Source organism: Arthrobacter oryzae, from assembly GCF_031454875.1.
GTDB lineage: Bacteria > Actinomycetota > Actinomycetes > Actinomycetales > Micrococcaceae > Arthrobacter > Arthrobacter oryzae_D.
This window is the reverse complement of sequence record NZ_JAVDRQ010000001.1, coordinates 326588-343999: the sequence shown is the minus strand read 5'-3', so window position 1 is coordinate 343999 and position 17412 is coordinate 326588. Positions and strand designations below refer to the sequence as shown.

Here is a 17412-nt window from a genome sequence, read left to right as displayed (position 1 = left end):
GCTCACGCCGGGCCCGTTCCAACAGGCCTTACGACGTGAGGTGCAGCGCCGCTGCATGCGACGCAGTCAGCGCCGCGTCAGCATCCCGCAGGACCTTGGCCGCCACCTGGAGGCCTTCGATCCGGCCAAGGGAGGTGTCCTCGTGCTCAATGTTGACGAGCATGTTGGGGTCCACCTCATACAGCGCGCGCAGGAACTCGGTCCAGTAGGCGGTGTCGTGCCCGCGGCCGAGTGCCACGAAATCCCAGGCGGAGTTCTTGGGCCACTCGTTGGCCCACTCGTCGCCGCCGAGGTTGGTACGGTTTTCCTCCGGTGCGAGCCGGCGGAAGCTGTTGTCGAGGACGCCGTAGAGCGCGGCGTTCCCGGTGTTGACCCGGACGTCCTTCGCGGCAGCCTGGAAGACCAGCGGGCCGAGTTCACGGACAACCGCGACCGGATCCATCTGCTGCCAGAACAGGTGCGAGGCGTCCAGCTCGACGCCCACATGGGTGGCGCCGGTGAGCTCGATCAGCTTGTGGACATCGGCGGTATTGAACACGATGTTCTGAGGGTGCAGTTCAAGCGCGACCTTGACGCCGTGGTCGGCTGCGAGGCGGTCGGTTTCCTTCCAGAAATCGGCGGCGATGCCCCACTGGTAGTCGAGCACGTCCAGGGCAGCGGAGTTCCAGGCGTTGACCACCCAGTTGACCGTCGTGGCTCCGGGCTCACCGCCGGGCAGGCCGGACATGGTCACCACGCGGTCCTGTCCCAGCCGGTGTGCCAGCCGGATGGAGCGGCGGATGTCCTCGGCCTGCTTCTCGCCGATCTCACGCTTCGGGTGCAGCGGGTTGCCGTTGCAGTTCAGCCCTGCGATCGAAACGCCGGTCCCGTCGAAGATCGCCAGGTAGTCGTCGCGGGCCGCGTCGCTTTCCAGGATCTGCTCCATGTTGGGAACATGGACGGCAGGCAGGAATCCGCCGGTGTTGATTTCGATGCCGGTCAGCCCGAGGTCCGCGATGACCTTGAGGGCCTCGGGAAGCGGCCGGTCGTGCAGGATCGCATTGTAGACGCCGAGTCTCATAGCGTGATCTTCTTTCCGTTGTTCAGCGCGGATTCCGTGACGGCGCCGAGCAGCTCCATGTTGCGCACGCCTTCATCGAAGCTGGCGCACCGGGGCAGGGATTCTTCTTCGCTGAGGCCTGCAACCTCTTCGAGGAACGCGCGCGCCTGGTAGCCGAACGCGTCGTTCTGGCCGAAGCCAACTTCGGGGGCGTCCATGGCGAGGCCGCCGGCGATGTACGGGTGGCCCGGACCGAGGATAACCTGGCGATAGCCGTTCTCGTTGCCGGATCCGTCGTTGAGGAAGAGCTGGATTTCGGAGGGGCGGCGCTGGTCGAACTTGGCGGCACCGTTCTCGCAGAACACTTCGAAGTTGAGGCTGTTGGCGTGGCCGGCTGCAACACGGGAAACTTCGAAGCTTCCGGCGCCGTTTTCGAACTCTGCGTTGAAGGCTGCGTAGTCGTCGTTCTCTACGGCCTCGAAGGTGTCGCTGACAGCAGCGTGGTCATGCCCGATGACTGCGCCCAGCGGCAGGGGCCGCTTGTCGATCGCCGTGCTGAGGCGGCCACCGCTGATGGACGTAATGTCGCCGCAGAGGAATTCGGAAACGTAGGCCAGGTGGCTTCCGACGTCGGCCAGCGCACCCGAGCCGGGACCGCCCTTGTAGCGCCAGCTCATGGGCGCTGACGGGCTAAAGCCGTAGTCGGTCCAGTAGCGTCCGCTGAAGTGGAGAACCTTGCCGAGCACACCGGTGCGGATGAGGTCCCGGATGTAGGCGATGCCGGGAGTGCGGCGGAAGGTGAAGCCAATACGGGCGATGCCGGCGGCGCTGCGGGCCGCATCGGCCATGGCGCGGGCGTCTTCAAGTGAGTCGCTCAGCGGCTTCTCGCAGAGCACGTGCTTGCCGGCGGCGAGCAGGCCTTCCACCACTTCGCGGTGGAGGGAGTTGGCGATGACCACGCTGACGACGTCGATGTCATCGGCCTCGGCGATTGCCTGCCACGAGGTGTCGTTGCGTTCGAAGCCAAAGCGGCGGGCGGCCAGCGAGCCGAACTCGGCGTTGACGTCGCCGATCGAGACCAGCCGAACCGGCGGAAGCACGGGGCTGTAGAGGGCGGATGCCGTGCGGTACGCGGCGGCGTGGGCTTTGCCCGCCATGCCTGCACCGATGACGGCGACGCCGAGGCTTTCAGCCATTGATTTCTCCTTTGAAATTCGGCCAGGCTCCTAGCCTGTCCGGAAAATTGTAGCGCTACAAAAATCATCGCTGGAAAAAGCGTAGTCATGTACATATGTCCTGTCAATACCCCGGACGGTTATCCTCGGAGCAGATGTGAAAGGCTCTACAGATGACGCAGAACACTCCCAGGTCGCGCCGACCGACGATCTACGACGTCGCCACCACCGCAGGCGTCTCTCCGTCCCTGGTTTCGCTTGTGCTTCAAAACCCGTCCAAGGTCAGCGAGAAGCGCCGGAAGGCAGTCCAGGCGGCGATGTCGGAGCTAGGATACCGCCCCAGTCGGGCCGCGACCACGCTCGCGAGCAGCCAGACCAAAAGCATCGGGCTGGTCATTGACGACTACCGGAACCTATGGTTCGTGGACCTCCTCCGTGGCATGGAATCCGCCCTTTCGCCGCATGGCTACCAAGTGACTTTGGCGGATTCACGGCCCGGGGAGAACCGCATCACAGAAGCTACGGACGGCCTGCTGGGCATGCACGTAGAGGGGCTCGTCATCGCGGCCGAACCCAGTGAATCCATGCTGGCCGGAACGTGGATTCCCGCCGTCGTGGCCGGCTGGCGGAACGACGTCCCGGCCGGCGCCGACCTCATCACCAACGACGACGCCGGCGGCGGCCGCATGGCTGCCGAGCACCTGCTCAGCCTCGGCCACAGCCGCATCGGGCACCTCACGGGCTCCGGGGGTGCCGCGTCCCACCGCCGCGAAGGCTTCCGCAGCCGCATCCTTGAGGCCGGCGTCGAGGTGCGGATCGCCGGCGAGTCCCAGGGGACTTCCGAGGAGGACGGCTACGCGGCCGCCTGCTGGCTGCTGGACCACCACCCCGACACAACTGCCCTGTTCGCCGCCAATGACACCATGGCCCTGGGCGCCTTCGCAGCGGCCAAGGCACGCGGCCTGTCCGTTCCGGACGACCTGTCCGTGATCGGCTACGACAACTCCCCGCTGGCCAAGTCGCGCTACCTCGACATGACATCCGTGGACAACCGCAGCGACCTCGTCGGCGTCGATGTCGCGAACACCCTGCTGGCACGGATCCAGGACCCAGCCCTCAAGCCCAGGCGCAAGCTGATCGAGCCCGCCCTCATCGTGCGGGGCACCACGGCACGCCTGTCCAGCTGAGCCTGCGGCCGGGCCGCCGGAAGCGTGTGAAGTCGCCGTAGCTTTCCGGCGGCCCCGCGGCGTTGCGGCGACTTCGTGCGCCGCCGAAAAATTGGAGCGCAACAATTTTCTTCCAAATCTCTTGTGATCTTCATTATTGGAGCGCTACAGTTTCTTCATCCCGCATTTGTCCTGACATTAGAACGTAACGACATCGCGGTTCCAAGCACCCTCCCCCTGTGCCAGTCCAACGAAGAACTCCCAGGAGAACCCCATGCACAAAATCACCAAGGCCGCTGCCCTGAGCGCAGTGGCTGCCCTCGCCCTCGCCGGCTGCTCCGCAGCCGGCGCCGGCACCGAATCAGGAAGCGGAACCAAGGAAAAGATCGGCATCGCCCTTCCCGCCGGCAACCAGACGTTCTGGACTGGCTGGCAGAACGCCGCGCGCGACGCCGCCGCGAAACTCGGCGTCGACGCCTCCTTCTCCGACGCGAAAGGCGATGCAAACACCCAGAACGACCAGGTCAACAGTCTCCTCGTGGGCGGCGCCAAGGGCATCATCATCGCGTCCGTTGACCCCAAGGCCAACGGTTCGGTGGCCCAGGCTGCGTCCGACGCGGACGCCATCCTGATCACCGGCAACCGGACCCTGGAGGTTCCCTACGGCGGGCTGGAGGGCGCCAATCCACGCGTGCACGTCGGCTTCAACGATGTAGCCATCGGCAAGATGCAGGGCGAACTGGTGGTTCGAGCCTGCAAGGACATCAACCCCTGCCAGGTGGTCCTACAGGAAGGGACCCTCGGGTCCACCCCGCAGATCGAACGGTCGGCCGGCCTCATGGAGGGGATCAAGGAGGCTTCCAACATCAAGATCATCGACAAGCAGTCCAATGACTTCGACCCCACCAAGGCAGTTGAAGTCACCCAGACCCTCCTGCAGAAACACCCCAAGGTGGACATCATGCTGACTCAGACAGATCCTGAGGCCGTCGCCGCCGCCCGCGTCATCAAGGAGCAGGGCCGCCAGGACGGCATCAAGGTGATCGGCATCGGCGGCAGCATGGAAGGCACGGCCGCCGTCGCATCCGGCGAGCTGTACGGCACCGTCTGGGTGTCCGCGAAACAGGACGCCACGGCCGCCGTCGAAACGCTGGTCAAAATCATGCGCAAGGAATCCGTCACCACGACTACCCTCAGCGACCGTCCCACGGTTGAGGTTTCCGCCGTCAAGGTGACGAAGGAAAACGTTGGCCAGTACCCCGGCGAGTGGTGAGACCTGTGTCTGCCGCCACTGAAACACCCCGTGTGTCGGCGAAGGGCATCCGCAAGCTCTTCGCCGGCGTGCCGGCCCTCAAGGGAATCGACCTCGACCTGTATGCCGGCGAAGTGGTGGGGCTGCTCGGCGAAAACGGCGCGGGCAAGTCAACGCTGATCAAGGTCCTGTCCGGTGTCTACCGGCCGGACGGCGGCACCATTGTCATCAACGGCACGGACACGCACTTCAAGGAACCTTCCGAGGCCCTGGCCGCCGGGATCGCCACCGTCCACCAGCACTCCATGCTGGCCGACAACCTGACGGTCGCCGAAAACCTGGTGCTGGGCAAGGAGCCGGGCACCAAGGCCGCAAAGTTCTGGATCCGTAAGCGCGAGACCCTACGGCGGGCCCAGGAACTGGTGGACCGTTCCGGTATCGAGCTCCCCCTCAGGACCTTGGCCGGCGACCTCACGGTGGCCCAACGCCAGCGGGTGGAGATCCTCAAGGCCTCCAGCGAGGCCGGAACCCTGATCATCCTGGATGAACCTACCGCGGCCCTGAACCCGGACGAAGTGGACGAACTGTTCGACGTCATCCGCAAACTCAAGGCCCAGGGCATCCCGGTTCTCTACGTCAGCCATCGCCTGGACGAAATCCCGCGGATCTGTGACCGCGTGGTGGTCCTGCGTGACGGCTCCTACGCCGGCGAGCTGGACAAGGAACACTCCGTGCCGGACGAGATCATCCCGCTCCTGGTGGGCCGACAGATCACCGACCTGTACCCGGAGCTGCCCGCCGTCGGCGCCGACGCCGTCCTGGACGTCGACCGCGTGTCCGGAAAGCGGGCACGCGATGTCAGCTTCACCGTCCATACCGGTGAAATCCTTGGCATCACCGGAGCCATCGGCGCCGGCCAGCGGAACATCGCACGCATCATCTTCGGCGCCGACACCGGCCGCGGGACTATGACTCTGAACGGCAAACCGCTCCCGCACGGCCGGCCCGACCTGGCCACAGCGGCCGGAATCGGGTACGTCTCCGGCGACCGGAAAACGGACGGCCTGATCCCGTCCCTGTCAGTCTGGCGGAATGCCACCCTGGTCAAATCCCACCGGCTGGGCCGCCTGGGAGTCCTGAACCCCCGGGCCGAGAAGAGGATCGGCCTGGACCTGATCAGCAAATTCGACGTCCGCTCGGCCAGCCCGAACCAGGAGATTGTCACCCTCAGCGGCGGCAACCAGCAAAAGGCCCTGCTGGCACGCTGGGCCGCGGTTTCCCCGAAGCTGCTGATCCTGGACGAGCCCACGCTCGGCGTCGACGTCGGCGCACGGCGCGAAATCTACGACCAGATCGTGGAGCTGACCGCAACGGGCATGGCCGTCATCATCGTCTCGGCGGATCAGGCCGAACTACAGGGTATGAGCCACCGCGTCCTCGTCTTTGACGAGGGCCGCGTTGTGGCCGAAATGAGTGGCAAGGACGCCACCGAAGAAGCCGTTCTCCGGGCCCGCATGGCCTCCGAGGAACACCTCAAGCAGGGAGCAAAGCAATGACGATCCAATCCACGGCACCCACGGCCACACCGGATGGTGTGCAGCTGCCCAAGGCACCATCCCGGGCCGACTGGACCAAGCAGCTTCGACCGGTTCTTCGGCGCAACGGCCTCATCATCTTCTTCGGCGTCCTGCTGCTGGTCTTCGCGGCGGTGCGGCCGGAGTTCCTGTCCGAGGGCAACATCCGCAACATCCTCCTGAGCGCCTCGGTGATCGGCATCCTCGCCATCGGCCAGACCGTAGTGATGCTCACGGGCGGGTTCGACCTCGCCGTAGCACGCACCGCCGTCGTCGCCGGAATGGTGGTAGGCCTGGTCAGTCCCCTGGGCATGTTCCCCGCCATCGCCCTGGCCGTACTGTCCTCCATCATCGTCGGCCTGGTCAGCGGCACACTCATCTCGAAAGCCAAGGTCAACCCGTTCGTCGTGACCCTGGGCATGTACACGATCCTCACGTCCGTGGCACTGCTGATTAACGACGGCGGTTCCGTCAGCAACCTCCCGGGCTGGCTCACCGGCCTGACATCCCTGAAGATCATGGGCGTCTCCAGCATCGTGTTCTGGTTCGTGGGTATCGCAATTGCCGCCCACATCGTCCTGGCCCACACGCGCTTCGGCCGCCACATCTACGCCATCGGCGGAAACTTCGAAGCCAGCCGCCTGGCCGGCATCAAGGTCAACCGGGTGCTGACCATTGCCTACATCGTCTGCGCGGTCTGCGCCGGCATCGCCGGCATCCTGCTGACCGCCCGGCTCCAGACGGCTTCCCCCGTTGCCCTCCCCGGAGCCGAACTGGACGCCATCGCGGCCGTGATCATCGGCGGCACCCGGCTCAGCGGCGGTTTCGGATCCGTCCCGCGCACCATCGTCGGAGTTCTCATCCTCGCCTCCCTCTCCAGCGGCCTGGTCCTCCTCGGCGTCGCCGCCTACTGGCAAGGCATGGTCAAGGGCGCGGTCATCATCCTCGCCGTGGCAGTCGACGTCATCTTCAACAAACGCAACTAGACACCCTCTTTCTGAGCTTGCCGCCAAGTCGCCGGAAGCGCGTGAAGTCGCCGTAAGGTTCCGGCGACCCCACCCGCTTTGCGGCGACTTCGCGCTTCACGCAACGTTCCGCCGGGTCCGACTCCAGCCGTCGCTTGCTAGGGTGGAAGCATGAAATCAAGCCTCGCCGCCCTGTCCGCTGCCGCCCTCATCGTTCTCCTGACCGGTTGCGGCCAGGTCCAGGAAGCAGCCGAAAAAGCGGTGAGCGACGGCGCATCCCAGGTGGCCACCGCGGCCGCCGACCAGGTCAAGGGCCAGATCTGCGCACTCGTTGAGGACGGGCTTGTCAGCGTCAAAGACAAGGAACTGCTGGGCGGCCTGGTGGCCGGCGCGGAGACCGCGGGTGTGCCCTCGGAGATCACCACTCCCCTGCGGCAGATCGCCGAAGCCGGCGACCAGGTTCCCGCTGAGTCCGTCACGGCCCTTAAGGACGCCTGCACGGCCTAGGGCCGGCTCAATATAACTGAGTCAGCATATAACCGGGTCAGTTCGAGCCCCGACTTTACTCAGACATCAAAGCCTTAGCGTTTGCCCTTTTTGCGTGAACCCTTTCCGCGGCCCTTGTCCGGATTGGGGGCATAGCGCTGGGCAACCTTCGGCTTCTTGACGCCGGTCCCGCGCCGGTCCGGCTTCGGCTCCTTCTTGGGTTTCTCAAGCTGCGCCGACGGCTGGCGGGAGCTCTGGGCTGTCCGCCCGCGGACAATCCCGATGAACTCCTCAATGACCTCGTCCACGTCATCCTGCGGGGCTGCCTGGGGCCAGGCCAGCGCGATCTGCGTGCTTGGGGCGCCGGTGAGTTTCCGGGCAACGGTGTCCTTCACATTGAAGTGGCGGGCAACGGACATCGGCAGGATGGCGAGGCCTGCACCGGAGGCCACCACTTGAAGGGCCATTTCCGGCCCGCCGAGTTCAGCCACATCCAGGAACGTTTCCGCGGCAAGGTCCGCCAGCGCCACCTCTTCGAACACCGAAATTTCGTGGCCCTTAGGGGCAACCACCACGGGCTGCTCTTCATACAGGGGAATCACGTTCAGGCCCTCGCGCTCCACCGGCAGGCGGACAAAGCTGAGGTCCGCGGCGCCGTCGCGGAGAACCGCAAGCTGCGCGCCGTCGTCGGACATAAAAGAGTGCAGCGGAACGTCCGGCATCCGCTCTTCCCAGCGCCGGATCCATTTCCCCGGCGTCACGCCGGCAACGTACGCGAAGCGCAGCACCCGGCCTTCCGGCTCCGAAGGTGCGGGGGCTTGCGGGAATTCTTCTTCAGCGGACACACGTTCACAGTACCGCCAGAGCCGGTGGATGGTGCCCTGCAGGCCACCCGCCGGATACCCTTGAACCATGACCTCTGCAAACTCCCAGTCCATGAAGCCGGCCACCGTTGCCAAGAAGCTTGGCATCTACCTGCCCGCAACACCCCAGGAGTTCCAGGATTCGGTTATCACCCGCGCCGATTTCGCCGAGCTCCAGGCCAACCCGCCGGAGTGGCTGGCCGAACTCCGCCGCAACGGCCCGCACCCCCGCCCGGTCGTGGCACAGAAACTGAACGTTTCCATCAGCGGCCTGGCCCGCGGCGGCGTCGAAGAAGCACTCACGACGGCGGAAATCACCGCGCTGCTCCAGGCGCCCCCGGCCTGGCTGGTCGCCGAGCGCTCTACGCACGCGGCAGTCCGCGCCGAAGCCCAGCGCGTGAAGGACGAAGCCGCCAAGAAGGACGCCAAGAAGGCCCGCGCCAAGGCCGAGTAGGGCAACGTCCCCGGAAACTCCCGGGCTTGTCCGCGGATCCGCGGCTTGACGGCCATGATCCGCCGACAGGCTCATCTTGCGGAAACTAGCGCACGGGGCGCAGTTCGTCCGGGTCGTCCCGGTGGAACATGCGCCGGGGTGCGACGCCCTCGAAGAGAACCCATACGGTGGAGGCATCCTCTGTCATGGCGTCCACGATGCCCGACGCCGTGACGCGGTTGCCGCGCACAATTGACACCCTGTCGCCGGGGCGCAGCTCGGACCAGTCGGTTCCGGCCGACGCCCCGGATGCGGAGTCCGCGGCCTCTCCGTGCGGAATCTGCGGAGCTGCCCCGAAGAGCCACGCGGAAACGTCGCTGCGCAGCACAAGATGGGGTCCGCCCGTTGCACTCACGCTCCCGGTGGGCACGTAATAGCCTCGGCCGGAACCTGACCCACCAGCCGCCCTGTCTAGGGCGTCGACGAGTTGCCTGGTCAGGTGCCCCTGGGGACCAATGGCCCGGAGCTCGTCGAGCTCTTCCGGGGTGAGCCGTCCCAGCACAGCAGCGATATCGGCCATGATGGTTCCCTTCTAGCGGATAGTGCCTGAGGAATCACCCTAGAAGTCCGCCATTAACGGCGGATGAAATCCGGACGGCGAACAGCGAACAAGTTCGGCCGCCACCGTTGAATCCATCCCCACCCGGGGCGCTCCCGGAGCCGCCGTCAAAGCCCAAACCCGATAGCCCGCGGTGTTGGTCGGGGACAACCGGGGACGGTCCCTCGTTGAGTCTTTAGACCCGGCGGCCCGCCGCCCCGGCTCCCGAACCTGCAAACCGCACCCAAACTGCGGCGCACCAGCTGCCGCCCGACGAAACGAGCCATCCTGCTGATTGTCCTGACCGGAATCGACGGTGCCGGAAAAACCACTGCCGCCCGTGGAGCCGTGGAAGCCGCGCGTCTGGCCGGAGGCAAGGCGCTGCTCCTGCGCAACCATGCCGGACGCCGGAACCTGACGCAGTGGTCGGCCCGCACCGGAGTTCCCCTCAGCCCCCGCCTGGCGGATGCCTTGGAGACCGTGATCCGGACGATCAATGTGCTGGTTTCCCACGCCCGCGCCCACAGCTTTCCCGGCCTGGTGGTGATGGACCGGCACCTGTACTGCCAGCTGGGGCTGCGCAGCGTCCGGGGGCTTCCGCACGGCCGGTTCCTTCCGTGGCTGCTGCGGCGCCTGCCTAAGCCTGACCTCGTGATCCACTTCGACATTGCCCCGGAGCAGGCACTGGAACGCATCCTCCTGCGTGGCACCGACACCGAAACTCTCGAGGAACTGACAGCGCTCAGCGAGGGCTACCGGACCCTTCCGGAGTTCCCCGGATTCCTCCGGATCGATGCCGGCGGCGCCCCGGACGAGGTCCTGCACGCCCTCACTGACGCGATCAACGGGGCAGCCACGGGGGCTGGTTCCGGAGGGGCAGCTGCCGGCGCCGGTCGGATTAGCGCGAAACAATCGACGCAACTGCGCTGACAAAGGGAGGCAAGGCCGCCACTGCCGCCACGCCGAGAACTCCGCGCCCCGCCCAGTCAATGACCGCTCTGCGACGGTCGGCACTTGGCGGCTTGGCTGCAGGTACCCCCTCGCCGGCACCCGGCCGCCGCCTGGACCGGACAAAGTCATCCAGCCGGGTCCACACCATAACTGCCAGCGCGCCGGCTCCGAGCAGCACACCCGCAGGCAGGAAGATGACGGCCGCCAGCAGGGGCAAGTAGTATTTCCAGTTTTGTCCGAACGGCAGCGGAAGGCGTCCGCTGAAGGCGCCGGCCACTGCGGCCACGACGGCACCATGCAGGACGGCCAGTGCGGAGAAGAGCACCACTGACAGCCAGCCCGGTCCTACGATCCCGAAGTCGATGTTGTCGGACCGGAACGGTTCCACAGAGGCGCCGAAGACCAGAAGCAACAGCGTTCCAAGCAGCGGGCCAGCCCACCTTCCGGCCGGGAACCAGCGATGGAGCAGGACATAGATGAACGCCGCGGCGAAACCTGCCGGGAGTCCCCCAAAGAACAGCAGGGCAATGCTGCCCTCGACAGTGGGAAAACCGACGTTGGCCTGGGCCTCGGTCAGGCGGCCCTGGGCTGACGCCGGTGAGGTGACGGCCAGGACCCGCATCACCAGCCTGCCGCCGGCCCATGCCACCAGCAGCCCGGACGCGACTGCAGCCACCGTTGCCACGTTGGCCCACCACAGGTAGCGGCGCATCGCGGAAACCTGGGCACTCGCCGCAACATCCTGTGCGGGCACCGACAAAGGAACCGGATCGGCCGTCGGGACGGCCTGCAAGGGCTCTCTTACGGAGCGCCCACCCCAGGCGATCACCATTGCCAGGGCAGCCAGCAGCATAAACGTGCAAACGACCACGATTGCCACCGCCACGCGTCCACCACCAAGGTAAAGGTGGATTCATTGTGCCCCCGTTGCGGAGCGTTGAACAGGTCGTGGGCGGGAGCCGTAAGCGGTGCTGTCTTTAGGACAAGGCCGTGACGGCCAGTTTCCGCACAATGGCCGTGCCGCCTACCACGCGCAAGTCGGTGCCCCGGTTCCCGGACAGTGGGAACACCAGATCGCTCAGGACAACCCTGCCGCCCTGGGCGAAGACCTCCACCGAGCACTGGTCGACGATCACACGCAGCCTCAGCACGCCGCCGTCGAGCTTCACGGGTGCCGACTCAGCCGACGCAAACTTTGCGTGGAAGGCGGTGTTTCCGGAGTTGCGGCGATCCAGGCTGAGCCGGCTCGTCACGGCATCAAAGCTGAGAACCGTTGCGGCGCTCCCGCCCGCTGCGGCGAGAAGCCTGAAAGTGACGGTCCGGGCCGTGCCGGGCAGGATCTCGGCCTCGATCAGCTGGGCTGATCCGGGCACCGCGTCCGGCAGTTCCAAAGTGGAGTCGTGAAGTTCCAGGTCCCGGATGATGCGGGCCGGCTCCCCACAGCCCAACGGCAGCACCGGGCGCTGCACCAGGCGCGGCAAACCGTCCACCGTCACGAGCTGGACCTCGCGGGCAAGAGACATCCCGGAGCGCCACGGAGACGTGGGCAGGGAGTTGGCATAGTCCCAGTTGTTCATCCAGCCGATCATGATGCGGCGGTTCTCCGGCGCATTGCTGAAAGAAACAGCGGCGTAGTAGTCACGTCCCCAGTCGAGCCACAGACAGTGTCTGAGATCCGTGGTCCCCTGCGAATCCGCCGGAACGAGGGAATCAGGGTCAGCGGTGAACTGCACCCCGTCGAAATCGCCGACGAAGTACTGCCCTCCCGAGCCGCCCGCCACGGCACCCGGGTTGATGTTGACCACCAGGACCCACTTGACGTTGCCCGGGTCTCCGTCGACGGGGAGCGGGAACAGGTCGGGGCATTCCCATTCGCCGTCTGCGGCGTTGGCCGGGCCGAAGGTGCTCAGGTATTCCCAATCCTTGAGGTTGGCCGAGCGGTACACCACAACCTGCTGCTGCTGGGCCTCCACCGCCACCATGACCCACCAGGAACCGGCCGGCCCCTCGTGGCGGAACACCTTGGGATCCCGGAAGTGGGCCGAGCCGCGGCCAAGCACCGGGCTGCCTGAGTATTTGGTCCACGTCATGCCGGCGTCCGTGGAGAACGCCAGGGACTGGGCTTGGGTCCCTTGGCGCACCGAGCCTTCCTTGAAGGCGCTCGTGTAGATGGCCACCAGGGCCGGATGCTTCACTGTGCCGAATCCCGAGGTATTGCCGTGGTCCACCACGATGCTGCCTGAAAAGACGTCTTCTTCCTCATCGCAGGCGATGGCAACCGGGTGTTCGGTCCAGTGCAGGAGATCGGTTGAGGTGGCATGTCCCCAGGACATATTGCCCCAGACATTGCCGAAGGGGTTGTTTTGGTAGAAGAGGTGGTAGACACCCTGGTGCCACACGAGTCCGTTGGGGTCGTTCAGCCAGGTGTTTTTGGCCGTGTAATGAATTACTGGCCGTAAGGCGGGGGCTGTGTCTTCGGCGGGGCCGGCACGGTGCGTTGTTGTTTCAGTCATCGGAGTTCTCCATTCGAGGCGCCCTTGTGTCTTGGGGAGCTGACGGAATCGCGAAGAACCATGGGACAGGGAAGAGCTGTCGGATGAGCGGCGAACAGCTGCAGGTCCGTTTTTCCCTCGATGGCGTCGATCAGGTTTTCGGTTGCCCATGCACCCATTTCGTAGTGGGGCAGGGTGACGGTTGTCAGCGCGGGGTAGAGATTTTCAGCGATCAGTTGTTGGTTGTCGAAACCGACAACGGAAATGTCGTCCGGAATCGTAAGACCAAGTTCCCGGGCCGCCCGGTAGGCGCCCATGGCCATGCGGTCGTTGTAGCAGAACACGGCCGTGGGCCGGCTTTCAGGTCTTAGCAGGCGCAGGGCCGCCTGGTGGCCGCCAGGCACCTCCGAAAGCTCCGACTGGACCAGTTCTTCGTGAAACGGTAGCCCGGCATCTGCCAGCGTGTCCTTGAAGGCCCTGAGCCGGGAGTACGTTGCCGGCACGTCGTCAGTGTTGTTGAGCATCCCGATCCGGGTGTGCCCGGCGTCGATCAGGGTTTGCACGGCCGACCTTGCGCCGCCCATTTCGTCGGGGATGACGCAGGAAACGGTGTGGCTGATGTCTTCGGAGTCCACCAGGACCGCCGGAAGTCCGGCCAGGTTCTTAGGGACAGCCAGCTTCCGGTGATACATCGTGGCGTACAGGATGCCGTCCACCTGCCGGTCCAGCAGATCCGCCACCTGGCTCTCCTTGGAATCCTGGGAGCTGGTGCTGGTGGAGTTGATGATCATGATGCGGTACCCGCGGGCCCGAGCCGTTTCCTCGGCCCCGAGGATGATCCTGCCTGCGTGCGGGGTGGTGGCAATTTCCTCGCTGATGAACCCGATCATCCCGGAGCGTTGAGTGCGCAGGGCCTGGGCGAGCCGGTTGGGCCCGTACCCCAGCCGTTGGGCCGCTTCGTGGACCCGCTCTCTTGTTCCCGCGCCCACCCGGGCGTAGGCAACGTCATTGAGGACGTGGGAGACGGTCGTGACAGAGACCCCGGCCGCGGCCGCCACATCCTTGATGCCGACTGATCTATTGGTCATTTGGTCTCCTACGTCCTCATGGTGTTGGCGCTGATAGCGCAGGTGCCGTCTGGAAACCGACCGTGGGTGTGGCCCTCAAGGCGTTAACAGCCCTGTCTGCGATAACTTGGGCGTCACTTCCGGAATCAAGGATCGTATTCCGGGCTGATTCGGAATCGACCATGACGGCCGTAACGGCGAGGCCGTTGGCAGCCTCGGTGGTCAACAGAGCGCCCACTTGGGCCTCGAAGCAGGAGTCACTTGACGTGGAGTGAACGTCCATCGCCACCACGTGGTTGTTGGAGACGAAGTTGCCAACCCCCGCCATGAGCCGGATGATGACAGGCGTCGCACCCGCTGGCCGGATGCTCTGTCCGTCGATGATCTGGGAGAAGTGGTTGCCTACGACAGAGTTGTTGCTGCCGCTGACAGAGAGAAGTCCGTTGAGGTCGTCCAGTCCGTTGTCCACTCCCAGGAAGGGCGTCCAGGGTTCGTGGTCACGCAGGAAGTGATTCGTGGCCACGAGGTTTTCCGAACTGTTCGCGAGAATCAGCATTCCGGGGTAGAACGAATGCAGACGGTTGTTGGTGACGCTTGACCGCGTGACGCCGTTGAAATGGACGCTGCTCGCACCACGGGGGAAGACGTTGTTCGCGGTTATCAGGAGCCCGCCATGGTTCTCGGCGTAGATCGAGTGACCCTTAGGGCCTGCTCCGACCAGGTTGTCGGTGATCTTTGATGCCTGTCCCCACCCGCGCAGCTCGATGCAGCTTCCGCATTCAGCGATGAAGTTGTCGTGGATTGAAAGCGCGTCCGCGTTGTAGATGGTGAGCGCGTTCTCAAGATAGACAAAGCCCATGCCGTTCACCCGGAATGAGTCATTGGCGTTCGCGACATAGATCCCGGTCTTACCGTTGACGTAGGTGTTCTCCGGATGCATCCCCGAACCATCCGGGTTGAAGTGCAACCCGTCGATGCAGAAGTTGGAGAACTCGACCGAGCTGATCCGCGGGCTCCCGTTTCGCTCAACGTAGAAGGCGGCTCCCTTGGATTCCTCCCCGGCTCCACCTCCTTCTCCATCGAGGGGAATGTCGACGATAACGCGACTCCCGCCGGGCCACAGCTCATGCAGGTCGGGCCATTCGTCTTCGGGAACGTTGAACCGGATGCTCGACGACGTAAAGCCATGACCCGAGCCATGGATCCTGAGGAAGCTGACGTCGATGACAACCTGCGTGCGGAGGTGGTAATCCCCGGGCGGAATGTAGATCACCGCGCCTGGCTTTCCTCCATCGTTCGCATCGCCGACCGTCTGCCGGTCCTTGATGTCGGCGATGATGCTGTTGATTACTTCACCGACGTCCTCGGACGGATTGCCGACGGGCCACGTAGTCACGTCGTAGCAGTTGTTGCTTGACATAGGTTCTTCCCTTTGTGCTGTGGTTTCTCAGCCCTTGACGGCGCCGAGCGTCATGCCTGCGACGATCTTGCGCTGCAGGAGAAGGGTGAGGAGGATGACCGGGATCGAGTAGACGGCAGCCAGTGCCGTCATGGATCCCCAGTCGAGGCCGAACTGGGTCTGGAAATTCGCGATGACCACGGGGGTGGTCTGGGAGCGGATCGCCGTCATGAGGAGGGCGAAGAGGAACTCGTTCCAGGAGGCCAGGAATGCGAAGATCGCGGTGACGGCGATGCCGCCGGAGACCACCGGGATGACCACCCGCCACAGGGCGCCGAGCCGGCTGCAGCCATCCACGGTGGCCGCTTCCTCCAGGTCCTTGGGCACGGCTTCGAAGAAGCTGGACATCAGCCAGATGGACAGCGGCAGCGAGATGGTGGTGTGGGCGATGGAGAGGGCAATCGGGGTGTCCGAAAGTCCCACGGAGGACATCATCGATGCCAACGGAATGCCGATGGCTACAGGCGGCACCATCCTCGTGACCAGTGCGGCCATGATAAACACGCGGCCGCTCGGTGTTTTGTAGCGGGTGATCCCATATGCCGCGGGAACCGCCAGGACCAGGGACAGCAGGGTGCTGATGATGGCGGTCTGCGTGCTGTTGATGAACGAGGCCAGAACCCCGCTCCGGCCGAGGGCGCTGGTGTAGTTCTCCAGTGTCCATTCCCGGGGCAGGATGGTGGGCGGCACGGCGATGGTGTCGATCGGGGTCTTGAAGGACGTGAACAGCAGGTACAGGAACGGAAAACCGTAGAGCACCATGGCTGCCGCCAGGAGGATCCACAGCAGGGTCCGCGTGCTGCGCTTTCCGGCCTCGAGGCCTTCGGCGTGGTGCCGGCGCGGACGGCGCTTGTTGCCTGCCGTCGTCGAAACCTCCGGGCCGTTGTTCGGGCTGGAGCCGGAGTGCACAACACCGTCGCGCCGGGGACGGTAGGCCACCTCCCCGGCGGCGTTTCCGCTGGTGGTTCCTTCGCCGGCTTGGCGTGTTTTGGCGATGCTCATCAGTTGTCCTTTCCTGGCCGCCAGATGGTTGCCACCGCGAAGAAGGCGACGGCGAGCATCGCCAGCAGATAGATGGTGCCCATAGCGCTGGCCAGGCCCGGATCGCCGAAGCGGATCATGGTCCGGTAGATCAGCAGGCTCATGGTTTCGGAGGCGGACTGCGGACCGCCGTTGGTCTGGATGAGGATGGTGTCGAAGGCCCGGGCGGCGTCGATGCCCCGGACCACCAGTGCAACGGCGATCACCGGGCGGAGCAGCGGCAGGATGATCCGGAACAGAAGCGCCGGAGCCCTTGCACCGTCGAGGCGGGCAGCCTCAATGAGGTCTCCGGGAATGTTCTGGAGTCCGGCGAAGAGGACCAGGCACATGAAGGACGTGGTCAGCCAGATATCCGGAACGGCCACTGAGAACAGCACGATGTCCGGGTTGGAGAGCCAGCCGATCTGGTTAGGGTTCTGCAGGATGCCGGCCTGGTGCAGGAGGGTGCCGATCAGGCCGAAGTTGTCGATCATCAGGAACTTCCACAGGAGGCCGGCGACGATCGGGGCAATCATCAGCGGGTACAGGAACACGGTCCGCCAGATCTCGGATTTGCGTCCCAGGGTGGTGAACAGCAGGGCCATGCCCAGGCCGAGGGCGAACTCGAGGGTGACCACCACCAGGGTGTAGGCCAGCGTGCGCCAGCCTGCCCCCATGAAGGCCTCCGAGGTGAATGCTCTGACGTAGTTGTCCAGGCCGACGAAGTCGCGGGGGCCGCCGGCCATGGGTGAGATCTTGTAGAAGCTGTCCGCGATGAGCCGGAACAGCGGATAGGCCACGAACACTGCCAGGAACAGGGCCGCCGGGGTCATGAGGTAAAGGGCGAAGCGGCGATCGGAGATGCGCACGGT

17 protein-coding genes are annotated in these 17412 nt (G+C 65.0%); 7 read left to right on the top strand and 10 right to left on the bottom strand.

What is annotated here, in order from left to right:
* Positions 1-28: 28 nt before the first annotated feature.
* Together J2805_RS01580 and J2805_RS01575 are read right to left on the bottom strand one after the other, a co-directional pair.
* Positions 29-1060, bottom strand: coding sequence for a sugar phosphate isomerase/epimerase family protein (locus J2805_RS01580; protein WP_309968109.1), 1032 nt, complete (start codon positions 1058-1060; stop codon positions 29-31).
* Positions 1057-2235 (bottom strand): Gfo/Idh/MocA family protein, encoded by a 1179-nt coding sequence (locus J2805_RS01575; protein WP_309968106.1) that lies wholly within the window; start codon positions 2233-2235, stop codon positions 1057-1059. Before J2805_RS01575 ends, J2805_RS01580 begins: the two co-directional genes overlap by 4 nt.
* 152 nt (positions 2236-2387) lie before the next feature.
* On the opposite strand from J2805_RS01575, the gene J2805_RS01570 reads away from it, so the two are divergent.
* The 5 genes from J2805_RS01570 (at position 2388) to J2805_RS01550 (ending at position 7678) form a co-directional block, all read left to right on the top strand.
* A complete protein-coding gene (locus J2805_RS01570) occupies positions 2388-3401 on the top strand; it encodes a LacI family DNA-binding transcriptional regulator (protein ID WP_309968104.1) in 1014 nt (337 codons plus the stop codon).
* A gap of 253 nt (positions 3402-3654) precedes the next feature.
* The gene (locus tag J2805_RS01565; RefSeq protein ID WP_309968101.1) at positions 3655-4653 is read left to right on the top strand and encodes a sugar ABC transporter substrate-binding protein; all 999 of its coding nucleotides are present in this window, start codon (positions 3655-3657) and stop codon (positions 4651-4653) included.
* A 5-nt stretch (positions 4654-4658) separates the two neighbouring features.
* On the top strand, positions 4659-6188 hold the full coding sequence (locus tag J2805_RS01560) for a sugar ABC transporter ATP-binding protein (RefSeq protein WP_309968099.1): 1530 nt from the start codon (positions 4659-4661) through the stop codon (positions 6186-6188).
* Complete coding sequence (locus J2805_RS01555) at positions 6185-7192, top strand: ABC transporter permease (RefSeq protein ID WP_309968097.1); 1008 nt, start codon at positions 6185-6187, stop codon at positions 7190-7192. Before J2805_RS01560 ends, J2805_RS01555 begins: the two co-directional genes overlap by 4 nt.
* Before the next feature lie 150 nt (positions 7193-7342).
* Positions 7343-7678, top strand: a complete 336-nt coding sequence (locus J2805_RS01550; protein ID WP_309968095.1) for a hypothetical protein — start codon at positions 7343-7345, stop codon at positions 7676-7678.
* A 74-nt stretch (positions 7679-7752) separates the two neighbouring features.
* On the opposite strand, the gene J2805_RS01545 is transcribed toward J2805_RS01550, so the two are convergent.
* Positions 7753-8502: a LysR family transcriptional regulator substrate-binding protein gene (locus J2805_RS01545; protein WP_396134173.1), complete on the bottom strand. Its 750-nt coding sequence runs from the start codon at positions 8500-8502 to the stop codon at positions 7753-7755.
* Between the two features lie 67 nt (positions 8503-8569).
* Here J2805_RS01545 and J2805_RS01540 point away from each other — a divergent pair, with 67 nt between their 5' ends.
* Positions 8570-8974, top strand: a complete 405-nt coding sequence (locus J2805_RS01540; RefSeq protein WP_043479868.1) for a DUF5997 family protein — start codon at positions 8570-8572, stop codon at positions 8972-8974.
* 85 nt (positions 8975-9059) lie between these two features.
* Here J2805_RS01540 and J2805_RS01535 read toward each other — a convergent pair whose 3' ends face one another.
* Complete coding sequence (locus tag J2805_RS01535) at positions 9060-9533, bottom strand: hypothetical protein (RefSeq protein WP_309968088.1); 474 nt, start codon at positions 9531-9533, stop codon at positions 9060-9062.
* A gap of 306 nt (positions 9534-9839) precedes the next feature.
* On the opposite strand from J2805_RS01535, the gene J2805_RS01530 reads away from it, so the two are divergent.
* Positions 9840-10481 (top strand): nucleoside/nucleotide kinase family protein, encoded by a 642-nt coding sequence (locus tag J2805_RS01530; protein WP_309969067.1) that lies wholly within the window; start codon positions 9840-9842, stop codon positions 10479-10481.
* Here J2805_RS01530 and J2805_RS01525 read toward each other — a convergent pair.
* From J2805_RS01525 to J2805_RS01500, 6 genes are all read right to left on the bottom strand, one after another.
* Positions 10450-11388: a hypothetical protein gene (locus J2805_RS01525; RefSeq protein ID WP_309968085.1), complete on the bottom strand. Its 939-nt coding sequence runs from the start codon at positions 11386-11388 to the stop codon at positions 10450-10452. The genes J2805_RS01530 and J2805_RS01525 overlap by 32 nt on opposite strands.
* A gap of 91 nt (positions 11389-11479) precedes the next feature.
* Complete coding sequence (locus J2805_RS01520; protein ID WP_309968082.1) at positions 11480-13015, bottom strand: glycoside hydrolase family 32 protein; 1536 nt, start codon at positions 13013-13015, stop codon at positions 11480-11482.
* Positions 13012-14082, bottom strand: a complete 1071-nt coding sequence (locus tag J2805_RS01515) for a LacI family DNA-binding transcriptional regulator (RefSeq protein WP_309968079.1) — start codon at positions 14080-14082, stop codon at positions 13012-13014. The genes J2805_RS01520 and J2805_RS01515 overlap by 4 nt, the downstream gene beginning before the upstream one ends.
* Positions 14083-14098: 16 nt before the next feature.
* Positions 14099-15481, bottom strand: a complete 1383-nt coding sequence (locus J2805_RS01510; RefSeq protein WP_309968077.1) for a right-handed parallel beta-helix repeat-containing protein — start codon at positions 15479-15481, stop codon at positions 14099-14101.
* Between the two features lie 27 nt (positions 15482-15508).
* Positions 15509-16522 (bottom strand): carbohydrate ABC transporter permease, encoded by a 1014-nt coding sequence (locus J2805_RS01505; protein WP_309968075.1) that lies wholly within the window; start codon positions 16520-16522, stop codon positions 15509-15511.
* Positions 16522-17409, bottom strand: a complete 888-nt coding sequence (locus tag J2805_RS01500; RefSeq protein WP_309968072.1) for a carbohydrate ABC transporter permease — start codon at positions 17407-17409, stop codon at positions 16522-16524. The genes J2805_RS01505 and J2805_RS01500 overlap by 1 nt, the downstream gene beginning before the upstream one ends.
* Between the last annotated feature and the right edge of the window lie 3 nt (positions 17410-17412).